The following is a 16,869-nucleotide window of genomic DNA, read 5'->3' as shown; positions in this document are numbered from 1 at the left end:
GCCAAATAGTGCTGTTAACGTGTGATGAAGATAAGTTTACAAAAATGAATAAGCTGCCTATACCAATAGATAAAATTGTCGCAAACAAGGCGTTTGCCCTTAGCGAGGTCGATCAATTGCATCTTGAGTGGTATGAAGTTCATAAAAGACGCCTGACGCGCAATACAATAAACGGAAAAGCAATCCTTATGCAATTGGACCAGGGTGCGGAATGGCACCATGGTGATGGTTTATTTCATCAGGAAACGCTGCAAGCGATCCTGGTTGTCAAGCCTTCGTTGACGATAAGATTTAATCCAACGGATTTGGTTCAGCTTGCAGATTTCGGTTATTTCATCGGAAATAGACATCTGCCGATATTCAACGTAACAGATGCCGAATCGCTTCGTCTTCCTTACGATGGACGGCTTTATGAACAGGTTCTAGCAAAATATGGAACGTCGATTCAGTTGGAGGAAGCCTTGTTGTTATCCGAAGATTTGATTCGTTTGCAGGCTAAAAATAAGAAGAATCCAGATTTAAAGAGAATAGACGGGCATATCAGTTTGGGTGAACAAGTTCGAAAAGATAATTAAATGAAAGTGAATCGAATTATAGTTGTATTGCTTTTGGTATGCTCTGGTATATTGAGTGCCTGCCAAAATCGGCAATCCGGCACGCTCAACAGTCAAGTGAAAGCAGTCGATAGCAGAGGAAAGGAAGTTGTGTTGGCGCATGTGGCAAAGCGTGTAGTTGTACTATTCCCTTCGCTTGTTGATGAAGTGTATATGTTGGGCGCTGAAAATAGCCTTGTAGGTATTCCTGAACAGGTTTATCAGCTCCAAGATACCTATAGCTTTTTATCCAAATTGGATCAAAGAATTGCAAAAAAAGAACTGGCAACGCCTACCTTCGCAGGCCAGGCAAATAATGTAGAAAGCATAGTGGGCTTGAACCCTGATCTTGTTTTGACGTTCAATACTGATCAGGATAATATTTCTCAATTAGAAGATCTTGGAATTCCCGTGTTTACTTTTTCTTCGCAGGATGAAAAAAGTATTTTTAATGAACTGATAGGGATGGGAGCCTTACTCGGAAAGAAAGCGAGAGCTGAAGAAATTGTTCAATTTGTTTCGGCGGAGATCAAAAAAATGACTGCTCCCAAGGATCAAATACAGAAGAAGGTTTATTATGCCTGGTCTAAAGGTAGAGTACTTTCGACATCCGGTCGTGGTAGTTTGATTGATATGGCGATCCGGCTTTCGGGTGCAGCTAATGCCTGCCCGTTAGAAATGGAAGCCCCAAATGTCGGTGCAGAAACGATTTATAAATGGAATCCGGACCTCATTATTCTTTGGAATTCTAAACTGGCAGACGTATATAATCTGAAGGAACTCGCGGCATTACCTGCAGTGAAAAATAAACAGGTATTTGTGATGTCACCGTCGTTCCCATACGATCCACATACCGTCAAATTTATGCTTTTTGCCAAACAAATTAGACATTGGTGTTTTTCGGATTATACGAAACAGCAGCTTGATCAGGATATGACCATAGCTTTTGAAAAACTATACGGTAAAGCAGGACTACTTCAATGATACATCAATTAAAAAAGCTGTTTCTGCTAGTTGTTTTACCGTTGTTGGTTTTATTGCTTTCCTTACTTGTAGGATCAAGTCAGAACATTGGTTTTGTCGAGCTCTGCCAACGCATCGGATTGAAAGTGGGGATTTATATCGGAGACCATAATACGGTATTAAAAGATAACATGGATACGATATTGTGGCAGGTACGTTTACCACGGATTCTGTTGACCTTTATGGTCGGAGCAGCATTAGCTTCTTCCGGCGGAATTTTACAGGCCATTTTTAGGAATCCAATCGTTGATCCCTTTACATTGGGTATTTCTTCGGGATCTGCTTTTGGGGCCGCATTGGCCATGTTGTTCCCTCTATTGTCCGTCAATCTATCGGCATTTCTGTTTGGTGTATGTGCGGTAGGTTTGACCTATTTTGTTTCAAATGCCGGCTTGAAAACCTCGATTATTGGGATGGTGTTGGCTGGAATGGTTATTTCCGGTGTATTTACAGCAATGTTAACCCTGTTACAATACATTAGTGATCCCTATAAATTACAAGCTATTGTGCAATGGACAATGGGGAACCTACATACAGCATCATGGTCGAAAGTACAGCAAGCGTTCCTGCCGATCACAATAGGATTGGGGATCCTGATCCTTTTGCGCTGGAAGCTGAATCTTCTCGCCCTTGGAGATCAAGAAGCAATTGCTGTTGGCGTTAACCCGAAAATATTGAAATTGGTCTTCATTGCTGTGGCAACACTAATTACGGCATCAGCTGTAGCAGCTGTCGGGGTGATTAGTCTGTTCGGATTAATTGTACCGCATATCAGCCGCATGATCTTTGGACCCAATAACAATATTATTGTGTGGGCAAATATCAGTATTGGAGGTACTTTCCTATTACTTATCGATGATTTTTCTAGGGCTGTTATGCCATTTGAAATTCCGATCGGTGTTTTTACAATGATTATTGGCGCTCCCTTGTTTATTTATCTGATGCGCCGTAACGAAATCAACTGGAATTCATGAATAATTCGATTCATATCAAAAAACTTTCTTTTGCCTATGGTAAGGATGTCATTTTAAATGATGTAAACATGTCATTTCCGGAAGGAAAGCTTTCTGTTATTCTTGGTCGAAATGGAAGTGGTAAATCGACTCTGTTTAATATTATTGCCGGGCTGGAAAAAAAATATAATGGATCAGTTCTTATTGGTGAAACAGAACGTCGCGATTGGAAGGTTGGTCGGGCCAATTCATTGAAATTGGGTTTTCTGAATCAGTTCCATCAGACCACATTTCCTTTTAGCGTTGTTGATGTTATTCTGACGGGACGAGCCTCATTTTCTCGTTTTTCACCAAATAAGGAAGATTTCGAGGCAGTTGAACAGATCTTGGATAGATTTAACCTCACACATTTAAAGGACAAACCCTATACCTCTTTATCTGGAGGAGAGCGACAATTGGTATTACTTTGTCGCGTGTTGGTACAACAGCCTGATTTATTATTGCTTGATGAACCCACCAATCATTTGGATCTGAAGTATCAGATTGCGGTTCTGCAGACAGCCAAGGAGCTGGTCAAAGAGGGGACAACCGTGTTATGTGTGATGCACGACCCCAACATGGCGTATCTTTTTGGTGATCAGTTTTATCTGATGAAGGACAATAGGCTCGTGGATCTGCACGGTCTGGAGCGGGAGCAAGTACGGGAATTATTGGAACAGACCTATCAACTTCCTTTGATCAGTTTGGAAAATCAAAAGAAATGGATGTTTGTTCCGATGCTGGGTGCGGATAGGGCATTTGACACCATTGCGGGTTCAGCGCATAACGCCGAAGCCAAAATTGAAATGAATACGCCATGACGAGGCTGTCTAAATAGGTGCCTTTATGAAAAATCATGGTTTGTACCTGAGATGCTCAGTTTACTGTGCAAATATTTTAAAAATAGCTATAACGATATGAATACCATCAAAGACAGCGGCAATATATTGGTTAATAATCAACTGATGAGCAAGCGATGTTTTCCCACACAACCCCATTTGAAAAATATCAGCATATCTCGTGTTGAAAAGGAAGATATTGATGTCGTATTACCTTATGTCATTGAATTTAGAAAACAGTTGTTCCCGATGTTGGATGCACATAAGCTTCCCAAAGATCTACGGGCATTTTCAGCCGTGTATCTTGAGGCTGAGGCTGGTGCGTTCTTGCAGGCAAAAGATCAGCAGGGTAAACTGATTGGCGTCGTTGGTATGCTGGCTTATGATTACCGTTTCCCGCACTTGGATATTGATAGAAGGAAAACGGTGGAAGTTGCTCGACTTTTTGTTGACCCGAGTTACCGTAGGTCAGGTTTGGGAACGGCCTTATTCAAGGGTTTGGTCGCTGTAGCTAAGGAGAAAAGTATTGAAAGGCTTTATTTACATACCCACCCATTCCTGACTGGAGCCTATGAGTTTTGGGGAAAACAGGGATTTCAATTGAAAGACTTTTGTAATGAATCGAATTTTCCAACGATACACATGGAATTATTCGTTGATCGTATTGCTTAACCCTAAAAGTGGATAAGCCAAAAAATATATAATTTATTCGAATGAACAACGTAATGAAAGCGCTAGCTTTCGCTTTATTGACAAGTGCTTCCGTACCGGGAGCGGTGTATGCACAACAAGGTGTGGCACTATTTGGTAAGATCCAGGATGAAAACGGTAATCCAATCTCAGGGGTCACATTAACCCTGGCAGATCGACAACAACAGACAAGTTCTAATGCTCAGGGCGAATTTAGTTTTACCGGAATAACTTCTTTTCCTGTACAGCTACGTGCAGCTGCAATTGGGTATAAGCCTGTATTGCTGGATTTGAACGCGGCCAACTGGAATGCAAAAAAAGGAGTTCGATTGCTTATGGTAGCCGGTGATAATACATTGGATGAAGTATTGGTTACGGGTAGACGTAACAATTCATATCTGACAAATAATATGGAGCTGGGGGGTAAATTTGCAGGAAAATTAAAGGATCTACCGCAATCTGTCGCTGTACTCAGTAAGGAATTTATCGAAGATAAACAGGCCTTTACTACTGGAGCGCTGGTACAGGACCTGGCTGGTGTGACAGAAGCATCTTCCTATGATGATGTTGTTATCCGTGGTTTCAAAAGCGGTTACGAAACGGGTGTTCGACTTGTCAATGGTTTACGCTCGGGGTATGGTTATGGTAACAGTTATTATAATTCACCACTAACGATCAATCTTGAAAATATCGAGGTTTTGAAAGGGCCTGGGGCATCTTTGTTTGGGGATATTGTGCCGGGTGGTACAATTAATATGACGACAAAGAAGCCTTTGGAAGATTTTAAGGGGCATGTGAATTTTGCCGGCGGTAGTTTTGAAACGATGCGAACTACTGTAGATCTCGGTGGACCATTGGATAGTGCCAAGCGTATTTTATATCGTTTTAACGCGGGTTATGAAGATACGAAGACTTTTCGTGACGTAAATCGTCAGAAACGAATGATGATTGCTCCTTCCTTTACCTTCAAACCAGCTGAAGGCACGGTGGTTGATATTGACATGGTCTATAATCAGTTCAACGGTTATCTTGATCGGGGAATGGGTATTAAGGAAAATAACTTTTATGCTTTGCCCAGGTCATTTACGTTGAGCCAGCCTTCCGATTTTTATAATTCCAAGACTTTTTCATTAAGCGCTCGTTTGTCTCAGCGTCTGGCAGAACATGTTAGTTTGAATCTGAGTTACATGAAATCCATTTATCAGGAGGATGTCAATGAACACCGGACAATGAATACATTTGCTGATGCACCACATAATACCATTATGAATATGCGCTTTTTTGATCGCCATGGGCGTGATTATACCGATAATGTTGTCGGTTACGTCAAGTGGGATCTTTTGGGCGATAGAGTTGATCATCATTTGGTTGCTGGGATTGATTTTGCCCAATATCGGGGCGACAAAGAAAACCAATTGCGGGAGGCTAGGCAGCAAACTATAGATGGTAAAGTTGTTCCTTTGACTTTTGATTTGAACAATCCCACTTATACGACTCATGATCTGACGAATTATGTATGGCGTACGGGAGTCGCTTATCCTTTTTTGAGCCCTTATAAAACAACGGGTAAATATATTCAGGATCAAATCAGCATTGACGACCGACTTAAACTTATTGTAGGTCTACGTCATGAACACTATTCTTCTGAGACACTTGATGGACAAAATCGGTTTCATGCGACACAAAATGCCTTATTACCTCGTTTTGGTGTAACCTATGGAATTAATAAGCAGATTAACTATTTTGCAAGTTATTCACAGGGGTTTGTGCCTGTAGGCGCCAATTTTATTCAAAACTATAAAGATTATGGTGCCGATAAACCCTTTGATGCCGAGCGGAGTTTCCAGGTGGAAACAGGGGTGAAGACGGGTTTCTTTAAGGAACAATTGCAGGTTGATCTATCCTTATTCCGAATTGAACGACGGAATATGCTCATTGCCACAGGGGCTATCAATGATTCAGGGCTGCCGGAATATAGACAATCCGGCAAAGCGCTATCGCAGGGTGTTGAACTCGATGTGCGTGGGCAGTTGACACGGGAGTTCCAGGTTATGGCCAATTATACCTATAATGATACGGAGGTGAAATCATCCTCGGTTCCTTCTGAAATAGGACAGTCCCTGCCGGGAGCACCCAAAAATATGGCGAGTGCCTGGTTAAAATATGTGTTTTCAAATAGTACCTTAAAAGGCTTAGGTTTTGGTGCTGGTGTTTACTATGTAGACCGTAAGCGGATGGACAATAGTATCGGAAAGGATAGCGATGGAAATGCACTCTGGGGACAATGGCCATCTTATACAACTGTTAATGCAGCGGCCTATTACCACATTGGTGCTATGAAAATGGCCGTAAACCTGAACAATGTATTCGATAAATATTACTTTTTAGGTGGTTTTGACTACACGAGAGCCTTTGCTGGTGCACCGAGAAATATCATGGTATCAGTTGGTTACTCTTTTTAAATTCGAAAGATTGATCTAAAATCTCCAAAGCGGGCTTTTTCAACAAATTTGGACTATTTAATTCAAGATTTGTGCTAGTCAAGTAGCCCGCTTTGGTTGTAAATTTGAACAACAAATAATAGAATTGTGAACACAAGAATGAGGTATAGTTTAGTCTTTTTAGTTTTCCTTTTGAGCACCCTGCTCATGAAAGGAATAGCTATACCGACGCATTCTACTGTCCAAAGTTTACCCGTCTTCCGGATAAGCCTGGCGGCTTTCCATACTCATGTAGAACAAGGTTCAGGAAATTCCGAGCGGGAAAATTTGGTCGCTGCGGTTAAAGATCATGATGTCTATGATATCACCGAACAGATGGACCTCAAAGATGAATGGAGCAAGCTGCTCTATTGGGGAGTGCTTTCAATTTGTCTTTTTGTATTCTGCTATCCTGTACGTCTCAAAATTCAGAATAACAGAAGGCCTTATATGGATCGATTGATCCTTCCGCCAAAATATATTCTTTTCCAAAGTTTAAAGATCCCGTTTCTGGGGTAAAAATTTCCATTTCTTACAACGGTTGAGAAAAGACAGACCTTACGCTGCGTAGGGGTGTAATCTGTCCTATTCATCACGATTTTGAACGATTTTTTTAAGTCGTATGGCCTTGTCGTGACCTGTACTCACCGTGACTTGTTTTAATTCGAATAACAACAATTTAAATAATATTTATATGCATTTATTACCTAGAGAGACAGAGAAGCTATTGCTTCATCTTGCCGGCGAACTAGCGAAAAAACGTAAAGCTAGAGGACTTAAATTAAACTATCCGGAGTCTATTGCATTGATCAGTAGTGAACTTTTGGAAGCTGCTCGTGACGGACGTACTGTTGCGGATTTAATGCAGTATGGTGCAACGTTGTTGACACGTGAAGATGTCATGGAAGGTGTCCCTGAAATGATTCATGATGTACAGATTGAAGCTACATTTCCAGATGGTACAAAACTGGTTACTGTTCATAACCCGATTCGCTAATTGTTAAAAATATAATCTATGATCCCAGGAGAATTTTTTATTGCAGATGGCTATGTTATCTGCAATGAAGGTAGAGAAATTACAACGATCACTGTGACAAATACAGGTGATAGACCAATTCAGGTAGGTTCACATTTTCATTTCTTTGAGGTGAACAAAATGATGGAGTTTGATCGTGAAAAAGCATTTGGCAAACGGTTGAATATTATCGCCAGTACAGCAATTCGTTTTGAACCAGGTGAATCAAAAGACGTCGAATTGGTCCCTTATGCAGGTGCAAGAAGGATCTATGGCCACAATGATTTGGCAAATGGAGATACCGAAACCGAAGTTGCGAAAGCAAATGCAATGAAAAAAGTAAAAGAACAAGGCTTTAAAAACAAAGTATCATGAGTTTAAAAGTTAGCAAATTAAATTATAGCGCCATCTTTGGCCCTACAAGTGGAGATAAAATCCGTTTAGGAGATACAGATATCATTATTGAAGTCGAAAAAGACTATGCTTACTACGGCGATGAAGCCAAATTTGGCGGTGGTAAGACTGTCCGTGACGGGATGTGCCAATCTTCAGTTCATACACGTGATGAAGGTACATTGGATATGGTGATCACTGATGCTATCGTCATTGACCACTGGGGTATCGTGAAAGGTGATATTGGTATTAAGGATGGTAAAATTGTTGGTGTTGGTCGTGCTGGAAATCCGGATACAATGGACAATATTACACCAAATATGATTATCGGTGCTTCTACTGAGGTACATGGTGGATCGGGATATATCTTAACTCCAGGTGGTATTGATACCCATATTCACTATATCAGCCCAACACAAGTTGAAACGGCCTTGTATAGTGGTGTTACAACAATGATTGGTGGTGGTACAGGTCCAGCGGATGGAACAAATGCAACTACAGTAACACCGGGTAAATGGAATTTACGCCGCATGTTGCAAGCTGTTGAAGACCTTCCAATGAACTTCGGTTTCTTTGGTAAAGGAAACGTAGGTACGGAACAACCTATTGTGGAGCAAATTGAAGCAGGCGCGCTAGGCGTTAAAATCCACGAAGATTGGGGTGCTACACCAGCAACAATCGACAGAGCTTTGACTGTTGCAGATCAATACGATGTGCAAGTTGCAATCCATACAGATACCTTGAATGAAGCGGGTTTCCTAGAAGATACGATCCAAGCTATCAATGGACGTGTCATCCATACATTCCATACAGAGGGTGCTGGTGGTGGTCACGCTCCAGATATCATCAAATCGGCGATGTATCCAAATGTTTTGCCAGCATCGACAAATCCAACACGTCCATTCACAAAAAATACGATTGACGAGCACTTGGATATGCTGATGGTTTGTCACCACTTGAGTAAAGAAATTCCGGAAGACGTCGCTTTTGCTGACTCTCGTATCCGTCCAGAAACGATTGCTGCTGAGGATGTACTGCAAGATCGTGGTGTATTCAGTATCATGAGCTCGGATTCGCAGGCAATGGGACGTGTAGGTGAAGTCATCACACGGACTTGGCAGACTGCAGACAAGATGAAGAAACAAGTAGGTCCATTACCTGAAGACGAAGGCAAGGACAACGATAATTTCCGTGCACGCCGTTATGTAGCGAAATACACGATCAATCCAGCAATTGCTCATGGTATTTCCAAATATGTTGGTTCAATCGAGCCCGGTAAAATTGCCGATATGGTGATCTGGCGTCCTGCTTTATTTGGCGCAAAACCAGAAATGATTATTAAGGGCGGGATGATTATCGCTTCAAAAATGGGTGATGCGAATGCTTCTATTCCTACGCCACAGCCAATTATTTTAAGAACAATGTTCGGTGGTTTAGGTAAAGCTGTTCACCAAACTTGTTTTGACTTTGTCTCTAAAATTTCATTGGAAAAAGGAATTAAAGAAGAGTATAAATTGGAAAGAACCTTACTTGCTGTAGAAAATTGTCGGAATATCTCCAAAAAAGATATGATCCACAATGACGCTACACCTGAAATTATCGTCAATCCAGAGAATTATGAGGTAAGTCTTGACGGTGAGATCTTGCGATCAAAACCGGTTGATACAGTTTCGTTGGGACAACGATACTTCTTGTTTTAACCCTATACTACTTTTTTATGGCGTGATCCGATATCACGCCATAAACTATGAAAAACAATATGTTGATGAAATCATCATGGGCTTATCAAAAGCGGATAAAGAGAGGGAATAACGACTGCTCATGATGCTTCATTACTGCTAAAATACGATTTACGCTAATGAAAAATTTGAAGACATTTTTAGGCTGTTGTATAGCAATAGCATGCTTTACGATACAATCGGCCTATGCGCAAAAGGGGGGTATCATGGTTTATGGGTCACTGAATTACCACGAAACAACAGCGGGGCATCAATTTAGTGCCGCTCCGGTGGGTGCTGCCTATTTTTTCACCGACAACATGAATGCGGGGCTAAACTATGGATTCAATTCTGCTAAGGATAAAGCACTGGATTTTACAGATCATTCGCATGAAATAGGACCTTTCTATAGTAATACTTGGCCTCTGAGTGAGCATTTCATGTTAATTGGCCAGGTTGATGTGCATTATTTGTGGGGCGATCAACATGTCGCTACCGGAGGTACAATGGTCGATGGTAAATACAATGGCTATCTATTCAGAGTGTACCCGCTTGTGGGTATCGCCTTGGGAAAAGGTTGGGCATTAAAAGCTAAAGTGGCAGAATTGTCTTATAAAAAGAGAAATAGTAAAGATGCTGCTATTCCCAATGATCACGAAGTCATTACGGGAATCAATGGATCTACAGTAGGTTTAGGCTTATCTAAAAATCTATTTATTAAAAATTAAAAAATGATAATCACGGAAATCACAAGGAATATTCAGGGGGAGCAGATCAATAAGCGTCTTGATTCGCTCGCTATTGAATGGTATGAGTCGACCAAACGTATTCAACGTTTACGTACAGCGGAGGGAATGGATATAGCCGTCAAATTGTTGGGTAATACCTCCAGTTTGCAGGATGGCGATATCTTGTACGAAGATGAAGAGAAAATGGTTGTGGTAACGATCAAACCTTGTGAAGTCATCCGTGTCATAGCAATTGATTTCCTTCGAACCGCTTTTGTAAGCAGTGAAATTGGAAACAAACATTTGCCTCTATTTGTGGAGGCAAATGAATTGCTTATGCCTTATGAAAGGTCCATGTACGAGTGGTTAGCGAAACAGGGGTTTGACCCGCAACGTTGCGAGCGCCAACTTTTACGTCAGCTCAACGCAAATGTCGACCCAAAACATCATCAGAAGATGAAGTTTTCGACGAAGAATATACCGCTCTTAATCAGCGATAAAGCCTTCATGAATTCGCAAGGGCCAGCAGCTATGAAATGAGATTGAAGATCCTTTCTGTCCAATAACCGAGCGTAGCGAGCGCATTGATGCCTTAATGGAGAAAATAGGGATCAAAGGAAAAACTTGGTCAGCTTGAATGCCCAATGATAGCGAAGATTACGCAAGGGGCTGATTGGTCCTTGAAGATATATACTTACAATAAAAAATAATGTCAATGAAAAATACATTTCTAGGCAAGTTACTTCATCTAGCAGATCCTACATTGCCAATTGGTGGGTTTACCCATTCCAATGGACTGGAGACCTATGTGCAACAAGGCTTGGTCTGTGATAAGGCTACGGCGGACAATTATGTGCGTCATAACCTCTGGTATAATCTGAAGTACAATGATGCTGCTTTGATGAAATTGGCCTATGAAGCAACTTCTTCGCAGGACATGGATGCATTGATCGCCCTAGATCAAGAATGTACAGCATTAAAAAGTCCAAGAGAAATTCGCGATGCCAGTAAAAAACTGGGCGTCCGTATTTATAAAATATTCAGTCGGTATCAACAGCAGGATTTTATGTTGTCCTGGGGTGAATTAATCCAAAAGAAGGAAGTAGATAGTCATTACTGTTTGATGTATGGCATGTTGGCGTCACTTTTAGCAATTCCTTTGGAAGAAGCGTTGCACGGCTTTTATTATAATGCCGCTATTACAATGGTGACCAATGCTGTTAAACTGGTGCCATTAGGGCAGTTGGATGGCCAAGATATACTTTTTGGTTTACATGATGATATACTTGATCTCTGCAAAGAGACCTTAACAGTTGAACGGAATTTAGTGGGCTTATGCAACATTGGATTTGACATCCGTTGCATGCAACACGAACGATTATATTCTAGAGTTTATATTTCTTAAAAAACAATTACAATGGAAAATAGAAAATATGTTAAAATAGGAGTTGGTGGACCAGTAGGGTCTGGTAAAACAGCATTATTGGAAAGATTGAGCAGACGTTTGATGAATGAAATTGATCTTGCAGTAATTACAAATGATATCTATACGAAGGAAGATGCGGAGTACATGGCCAAAAATAGTTTGCTGCCCCGTGAACGAATTATCGGTGTAGAAACCGGTGGTTGCCCGCATACGGCCATACGGGAGGATGCGAGTATGAATCTAGAAGCTGTAGATGAACTAGCAAGCCGCTTCCCGGATTTAGAGTTGATTTTGATTGAAAGTGGTGGTGATAACCTAACTTCTACCTATAGCCCGGATCTGGCCGATATTACCATTTTCGTAATTGATGTTGCCGAAGGTGAAAAAATGCCTCGTAAAGGTGGTCCAGCAATTACAAGATCTGATCTTTTATTGATCAATAAGAAAGATTTGGCACCCTATGTAGGCGCAAGCTTAGAAGTAATGGAGCATGATGCACGTAAAATGCGTAAAGGTTCTCCATTCTTATTTTCAAATCTAAAAACCGGAGATGGTTTGGAAGAGATTGTAGGCTGGATTAAAAAATACGCACTACTTCAGGATATTGAGGAACCTAATTTACTACGTTAGTTATGATCTGTTCTTTAGATATTAAAATAGCACATCGCGAAGGAAAATCCTTTTTAAAAGATGCATATGCGACACAACCGTTTCGTATCGTTCCAGTTGGACAATATCAAAAAGACAATGCAGCGTATCTGATGATTATGAGTTCATCGCCTGGTTTGTTGGATGGAGATGACCATCGTATTCAAGTTGATATTGCTCCGGGCGCTAAGCTGCAGTTACAAACGCAAGCTTACCAGCGTTTGTTTCATATGAAAGGCCATTCGTCCCAAACTATGGAAGTGAATATCGGTGAAAATGCTGTTTTTTCTTATGTGCCCCATCCTGTAGTACCACAACATTCGTCTCATTTTTTGAGCCATAACATTGTACATCTTGCTTCTAATTGTCACTTATTGCTTAGTGAAATCGTGACTTGTGGTCGGAAAATGTCCGGAGAAGAGTTTATGTACAATCACTTTCAAAATCTGACAGAATGTTATGTCAATGGTAGGCTTGTAGTGAAAGATAATGTATTGCTGCAGCCAGATCGTATGCCTATACAAGGCTTGGGTATTTTGGAAGGCTATACGCATCAGGGAACTTTGATCTACCTTAATAGTGCCGGCTTGAATCCAAGTGACTGGATCGAGACTTTCCATGAACAATATGGGGAAACCAAAGACGTTGCGTTTGGTATTAGTGAATTGCAGCACGACGGTTTTATGGTTCGCGTTTTAGGTTACGGTGCCGAACAGCTTTATCTTCTTTTTAAAGAAATGCAAAGCGCATTATGGGACAACATATTTTTGAATAACAACTAATTATATTCCAATGAAAAATAACATCCTAGCTTTTGTAAAAGCTTTTTTTAAAGGATTTGGGCAAATTATGTTACAGGGTAACATTTGGACGGGTATTTTATTTATAGGCGCCATTATTTATGATTCGGCACTAATGGGCTTTGCGGGAATCCTCGCCAATATCGTCGGGGTATTGACTGCCAAGTTGATGAAATTTGATGAGGGTCATATCAATGATGGACTCTTCGGATTTAATGCTACGCTTTATGGTATTGCTTTGGTTTTCTATTTTCAGACAAACGTCTGGGTATGGGGAGCTTTAATCGTCGGATCTGCGTTGACCACCATCTTGATGGGTTTTGCATTAAAGAAGAATCTGCCGGTATTTACATTTCCTTTTATCTTAATTACCTGGATCGCATTGTATGTGTTGAGTATTCCAGAATTGGCTTTAAGGACGGTACCCGAGCATTTTGTTGATATTCAAGAAATAGATGATTTCTTAATTGAAGGCCATGCCTTTGGTCAGGTTATTTTTCAGGGTAGTTTAATTGCTGGATTGATCTTTTTCATTGGGGTTTTCCTGAGCAATCCCATGGGAGCACTTTACGGTTTCGCTGCTGTTATCATCAGTGTTTATATTTCGCACCATGGCCATGAATCTGCAGATATGACCAATAATGGCATTTTTAGCTTCAATGCGGTTTTGGTTGGAATCGCTCTGAGCGGCCCACGTGTTCGTGATGGCGTATATGTACTGATCGGAACAATTATCGCCACATATTTTGATCACTTTTTGATTCATAACGGCTGGACAACATTGACTTTCCCATTTGTTTTTGCGATGTGGGCGATGCAACCGGTCAAACTTATCGATAAATGGTTGGTGAATAAATTTTCATCAGCAGAAGGGACTTCCTAGTCCTTTTTGTGAACTAAAATTTTATGTATGTTTAAATTTCGTTTAATAAAACTATTCCCAATAATGCTCTTATTGGGAATTCATGTAAATACTGCCTACGGGCAAGTCAGTCCACCGGGGTTAGGAAAAGCAAGGACCGCATCTTGGTCTGTTCTGGGCCTACGCCGGAAACTGGATAGTGCGGGAAGCAAAGAGGCACTAACCTACATCGGTCTGGGAACCAAAAGTACGCCCGACGATTCAAATCCATTTCATAAGCAGGCCATTTGGGTGCTAAATCATGAAGTCTATCATAAGTTTGCCAAGAATCAACAATATAGCTATGCATTGAGCTATCGTCGCCAAAACGTTTATGATGAGGCGGCACCCTACCATAATGAAGGTGTCGAGCAAGAATTTAGGTTATATGGGCGATATGCGTATACATTTATCCTGAATGATCGTTTGAAATGGAAAAATACCTTAAGGCAAGAGTTTCGAAAGTTCTTTACAGCTGATTTTCAGAAAACAGAAGAGAATTTTCAATTTAGGACTCGCTTGAAATCGCAGCTAAATTTTAAAATTTCGGCTAAAAATAAGCAAGAATTGGCTTTGAGCGCAGAAGGGCTTTTTGCAATCAGTAAGCTTTACGAACCTGCTAGTACATGGTCTAGCTTTGCTTATAAAGAGACCCGTCTGGGTTTCTATTACATGACAGATATTCCAAAAACACCTTTGCGATTGGATTTGGGGTATATGAACGACTTAATTAAAGGCTATGACAAAGTAGATTTTGGCGTTCATTATTTGGCCGTAGATTTAATCTGGAATTTACCTTACAGTAAAAAACATTAGCCCGCCATAAACTTATGTTTTCGATAGTCACTGGGTGAATACCCAGTGATTTTTTTAAATAGCCGAGTAAAATACGAGGGCGATTGAAATTTCAATTCAAAGGCTATACCGGCAATATCTCTCGTAGCATCCTGCAGCAGAATCTGGCTATGTAAGATACTTATTTCGCTAATCCATTGTTTCGGTGGTTTATTCGTCGCTTCTTTAACACATTTATTGAGGTAGTTTTCTGAAATATGTAATAAATTGGCATAGAATAATACGTTTTTATGATCGATATGGAATTTTTGTACATATTCGCGAAAACGGAAAGCAATATCTAGCTGTCGGCTCATTGGAGCCTTTGTTTCAATATCCGATTTTATCACCTTTAATAAGATACACTGCATCATTGAAATGCAGACTTCCATCACACGGCCCTCAGTAAAAAGTTCTTCTTCCAATAATACCAACATTTGTTGGATCCAATGTGCTACATGGGCTTTTAGTGTGGTAAAAGGATGGGAATTGAAAAATTTGATATCGTTTATACCAAGTTCAATATCAGTCACAATTTCATTTTCATAGACTACAAAAAAACCTTCTACATCATCAGAGATTGCCAGTGTGGCCGTGATATTGCCTTGTTTGATGTTAATGACTTGATTTTCAGTTAATGTGTAAGATGCGCTTTCGAGATGTTGGGTCAGGGATCCCTTCGTTACAAAAATGAGAAAATTAAACGTTGTACGATAGGGGATGACAGGCATCAGGATACTGCGTAGGTAATTCTCAATTCGATAGACTTGAATTTTATTTTCATTGAATAAATTGTGCTCAGAAACATCAGGTAGAAATAACTTTTTGTACTCGTAATTGTTGATGATCTTAATCGAATTTTTCATAGTCTTAAAACAACGTACTTACTAATGAAATCAACTAAAAAAGAATAGTTGTGTGTATGACAAATATACTTAAAAGTTTGCGAAAAACAGGTTAAAATCCAATGCTTTCATTTAAGTAATTACTGTGTTAATGGAGTGTAAAAGCCTATTTACTACATATTCTCCTGATTTCCTTTTAGAAACTCGGAGGTGAAATGTTGTTGCTGTTTTTCGTGGCTGAATTTCTCCTTATTATAGGAAGCTGAATGACCTTTGGGTATCGATAAGGTGGACCATTTATCATCCAAACATATTTTTCCGATATAGAGAATCTGCCCGATGTGGTAAGGATAATGTGCGAGTTGCCGCAAGATCGCTTCCATGACGGTATGTCCTTGATTACGGATATAGATGATTTTAACGAGATCTTCTTCTCCGAGCGATTCTATTGCTTGAAATAGACAAGCCCATCCAGCATTCCAATAAGTAATAAGCTCGTCGCGATCTGTCCAGCTGTTCTCAAATTCCTGATCCCGGTTCCTATTTTCTTTTTCACCATCTGTGCTGAGAAAATCCGTCCAACGGGAAAGCATATTTCCACCTAAATGTTTTACAATTAATGCAATGCTATTGCTTGAATCATTTGGATGCCAAAAGAGCTGTTCAGTGCTTAGTTGTGTAAATGTTTTATCACCCAATGATTTATAATATTGAAATTGCTTTATACAAGTCGCTAAGAAATTATCCATTACGCCGAAAGTTTATCATTTATATGCATATTAATATACAAAAATGTCGTGAAACCGAGACCTAAAATAGTTTTTTTTGAGCAGAAATCTGGTGGTGTTATCGATCTCACTAATTTCCTGATACTGCTTTTTGAAGTGATTAATGTGCAAATTTATAAGGAGAAGGAGAAGGAGAAGGAGAAGGAGAAGGAGAAG

Annotated in this window: 19 protein-coding genes; 17 read left to right on the top strand and 2 right to left on the bottom strand. The window is 40.3% G+C overall.

The features are described from left to right. The first annotated feature begins 44 nt into the window (after positions 1-44). The 17 genes from IQ31_RS15960 (at position 45) to IQ31_RS15880 (ending at position 15,062) form a co-directional block, all read left to right on the top strand. The gene (locus tag IQ31_RS15960) at positions 45-575 is read left to right on the top strand and encodes an urease accessory protein UreE (protein ID WP_145328669.1); all 531 of its coding nucleotides are present in this window, start codon (positions 45-47) and stop codon (positions 573-575) included. A 6-nt stretch (positions 576-581) separates the two neighbouring features. Further along, on the top strand, positions 582-1,577 hold the full coding sequence (locus IQ31_RS15955; protein WP_208734287.1) for an ABC transporter substrate-binding protein: 996 nt from the start codon (positions 582-584) through the stop codon (positions 1,575-1,577). Then, entirely contained in the window at positions 1,574-2,590 is a 1,017-nt protein-coding gene (locus tag IQ31_RS15950) for a FecCD family ABC transporter permease (RefSeq protein WP_088162257.1), read from the top strand. Before IQ31_RS15955 ends, IQ31_RS15950 begins: the two co-directional genes overlap by 4 nt. Next, positions 2,587-3,429 carry an ABC transporter ATP-binding protein gene (locus IQ31_RS15945; RefSeq protein ID WP_088162256.1) on the top strand — a complete coding sequence of 281 codons (843 nt, stop codon included), beginning with the start codon at positions 2,587-2,589 and terminating at the stop codon, positions 3,427-3,429. Before IQ31_RS15950 ends, IQ31_RS15945 begins: the two co-directional genes overlap by 4 nt. Before the next feature lie 96 nt (positions 3,430-3,525). Beyond that, a complete protein-coding gene (locus IQ31_RS15940; protein ID WP_232475565.1) occupies positions 3,526-4,119 on the top strand; it encodes a GNAT family N-acetyltransferase in 594 nt (197 codons plus the stop codon). 41 nt (positions 4,120-4,160) lie between these two features. Then, on the top strand, positions 4,161-6,599 hold the full coding sequence (locus tag IQ31_RS15935) for a TonB-dependent receptor (RefSeq protein WP_198385937.1): 2,439 nt from the start codon (positions 4,161-4,163) through the stop codon (positions 6,597-6,599). 186 nt (positions 6,600-6,785) lie between these two features. Next, complete coding sequence (locus IQ31_RS15930; RefSeq protein WP_075993441.1) at positions 6,786-7,136, top strand: hypothetical protein; 351 nt, start codon at positions 6,786-6,788, stop codon at positions 7,134-7,136. A 175-nt stretch (positions 7,137-7,311) separates the two neighbouring features. Continuing rightward, positions 7,312-7,614, top strand: coding sequence for an urease subunit gamma (gene ureA, locus IQ31_RS27940; RefSeq protein WP_075993440.1), 303 nt, complete (start codon positions 7,312-7,314; stop codon positions 7,612-7,614). An 18-nt stretch (positions 7,615-7,632) separates the two neighbouring features. Further along, the gene (gene ureB / locus IQ31_RS27935; RefSeq protein ID WP_088162254.1) at positions 7,633-8,007 is read left to right on the top strand and encodes an urease subunit beta; all 375 of its coding nucleotides are present in this window, start codon (positions 7,633-7,635) and stop codon (positions 8,005-8,007) included. After that, complete coding sequence (gene ureC, locus IQ31_RS15915; protein ID WP_070567879.1) at positions 8,004-9,725, top strand: urease subunit alpha; 1,722 nt, start codon at positions 8,004-8,006, stop codon at positions 9,723-9,725. The genes ureB and ureC overlap by 4 nt, the downstream gene beginning before the upstream one ends. Positions 9,726-9,883: 158 nt before the next feature. Then, positions 9,884-10,471 carry a hypothetical protein gene (locus tag IQ31_RS15910; protein WP_088162253.1) on the top strand — a complete coding sequence of 196 codons (588 nt, stop codon included), beginning with the start codon at positions 9,884-9,886 and terminating at the stop codon, positions 10,469-10,471. A gap of 3 nt (positions 10,472-10,474) precedes the next feature. After that, positions 10,475-11,011: an urease accessory protein UreE gene (locus IQ31_RS15905; RefSeq protein WP_088162252.1), complete on the top strand. Its 537-nt coding sequence runs from the start codon at positions 10,475-10,477 to the stop codon at positions 11,009-11,011. A gap of 175 nt (positions 11,012-11,186) precedes the next feature. Further along, positions 11,187-11,876 (top strand): urease accessory protein UreF, encoded by a 690-nt coding sequence (locus IQ31_RS15900; protein ID WP_075994884.1) that lies wholly within the window; start codon positions 11,187-11,189, stop codon positions 11,874-11,876. A 12-nt stretch (positions 11,877-11,888) separates the two neighbouring features. Further along, positions 11,889-12,527, top strand: a complete 639-nt coding sequence (ureG, locus tag IQ31_RS15895; protein WP_046675418.1) for an urease accessory protein UreG — start codon at positions 11,889-11,891, stop codon at positions 12,525-12,527. Between the two features lie 2 nt (positions 12,528-12,529). Then, a complete protein-coding gene (locus tag IQ31_RS15890) occupies positions 12,530-13,327 on the top strand; it encodes an urease accessory protein UreD (RefSeq protein WP_075993435.1) in 798 nt (265 codons plus the stop codon). 10 nt (positions 13,328-13,337) lie between these two features. After that, on the top strand, positions 13,338-14,228 hold the full coding sequence (locus IQ31_RS15885; protein ID WP_145328667.1) for an urea transporter: 891 nt from the start codon (positions 13,338-13,340) through the stop codon (positions 14,226-14,228). A 27-nt stretch (positions 14,229-14,255) separates the two neighbouring features. Then, entirely contained in the window at positions 14,256-15,062 is an 807-nt protein-coding gene (locus IQ31_RS15880) for a DUF2490 domain-containing protein (protein WP_088162251.1), read from the top strand. Here the strand turns inward: IQ31_RS15880 and IQ31_RS15875 are convergent. Together IQ31_RS15875 and IQ31_RS15870 are read right to left on the bottom strand one after the other, a co-directional pair. Further along, positions 15,059-15,946 (bottom strand): helix-turn-helix domain-containing protein, encoded by an 888-nt coding sequence (locus IQ31_RS15875; protein WP_075993432.1) that lies wholly within the window; start codon positions 15,944-15,946, stop codon positions 15,059-15,061. The two genes, IQ31_RS15880 and IQ31_RS15875, sit on opposite strands and share 4 nt — an antisense overlap. Positions 15,947-16,098: 152 nt before the next feature. Next, positions 16,099-16,674: a DUF1572 family protein gene (locus tag IQ31_RS15870; protein ID WP_075993431.1), complete on the bottom strand. Its 576-nt coding sequence runs from the start codon at positions 16,672-16,674 to the stop codon at positions 16,099-16,101. Positions 16,675-16,869 lie beyond the last annotated feature (195 nt).

This window comes from Sphingobacterium siyangense (assembly GCF_007830445.1).
Classification (GTDB): domain Bacteria; phylum Bacteroidota; class Bacteroidia; order Sphingobacteriales; family Sphingobacteriaceae; genus Sphingobacterium; species Sphingobacterium siyangense.
This window is presented reverse-complemented; position numbering and strand designations above follow the sequence as displayed.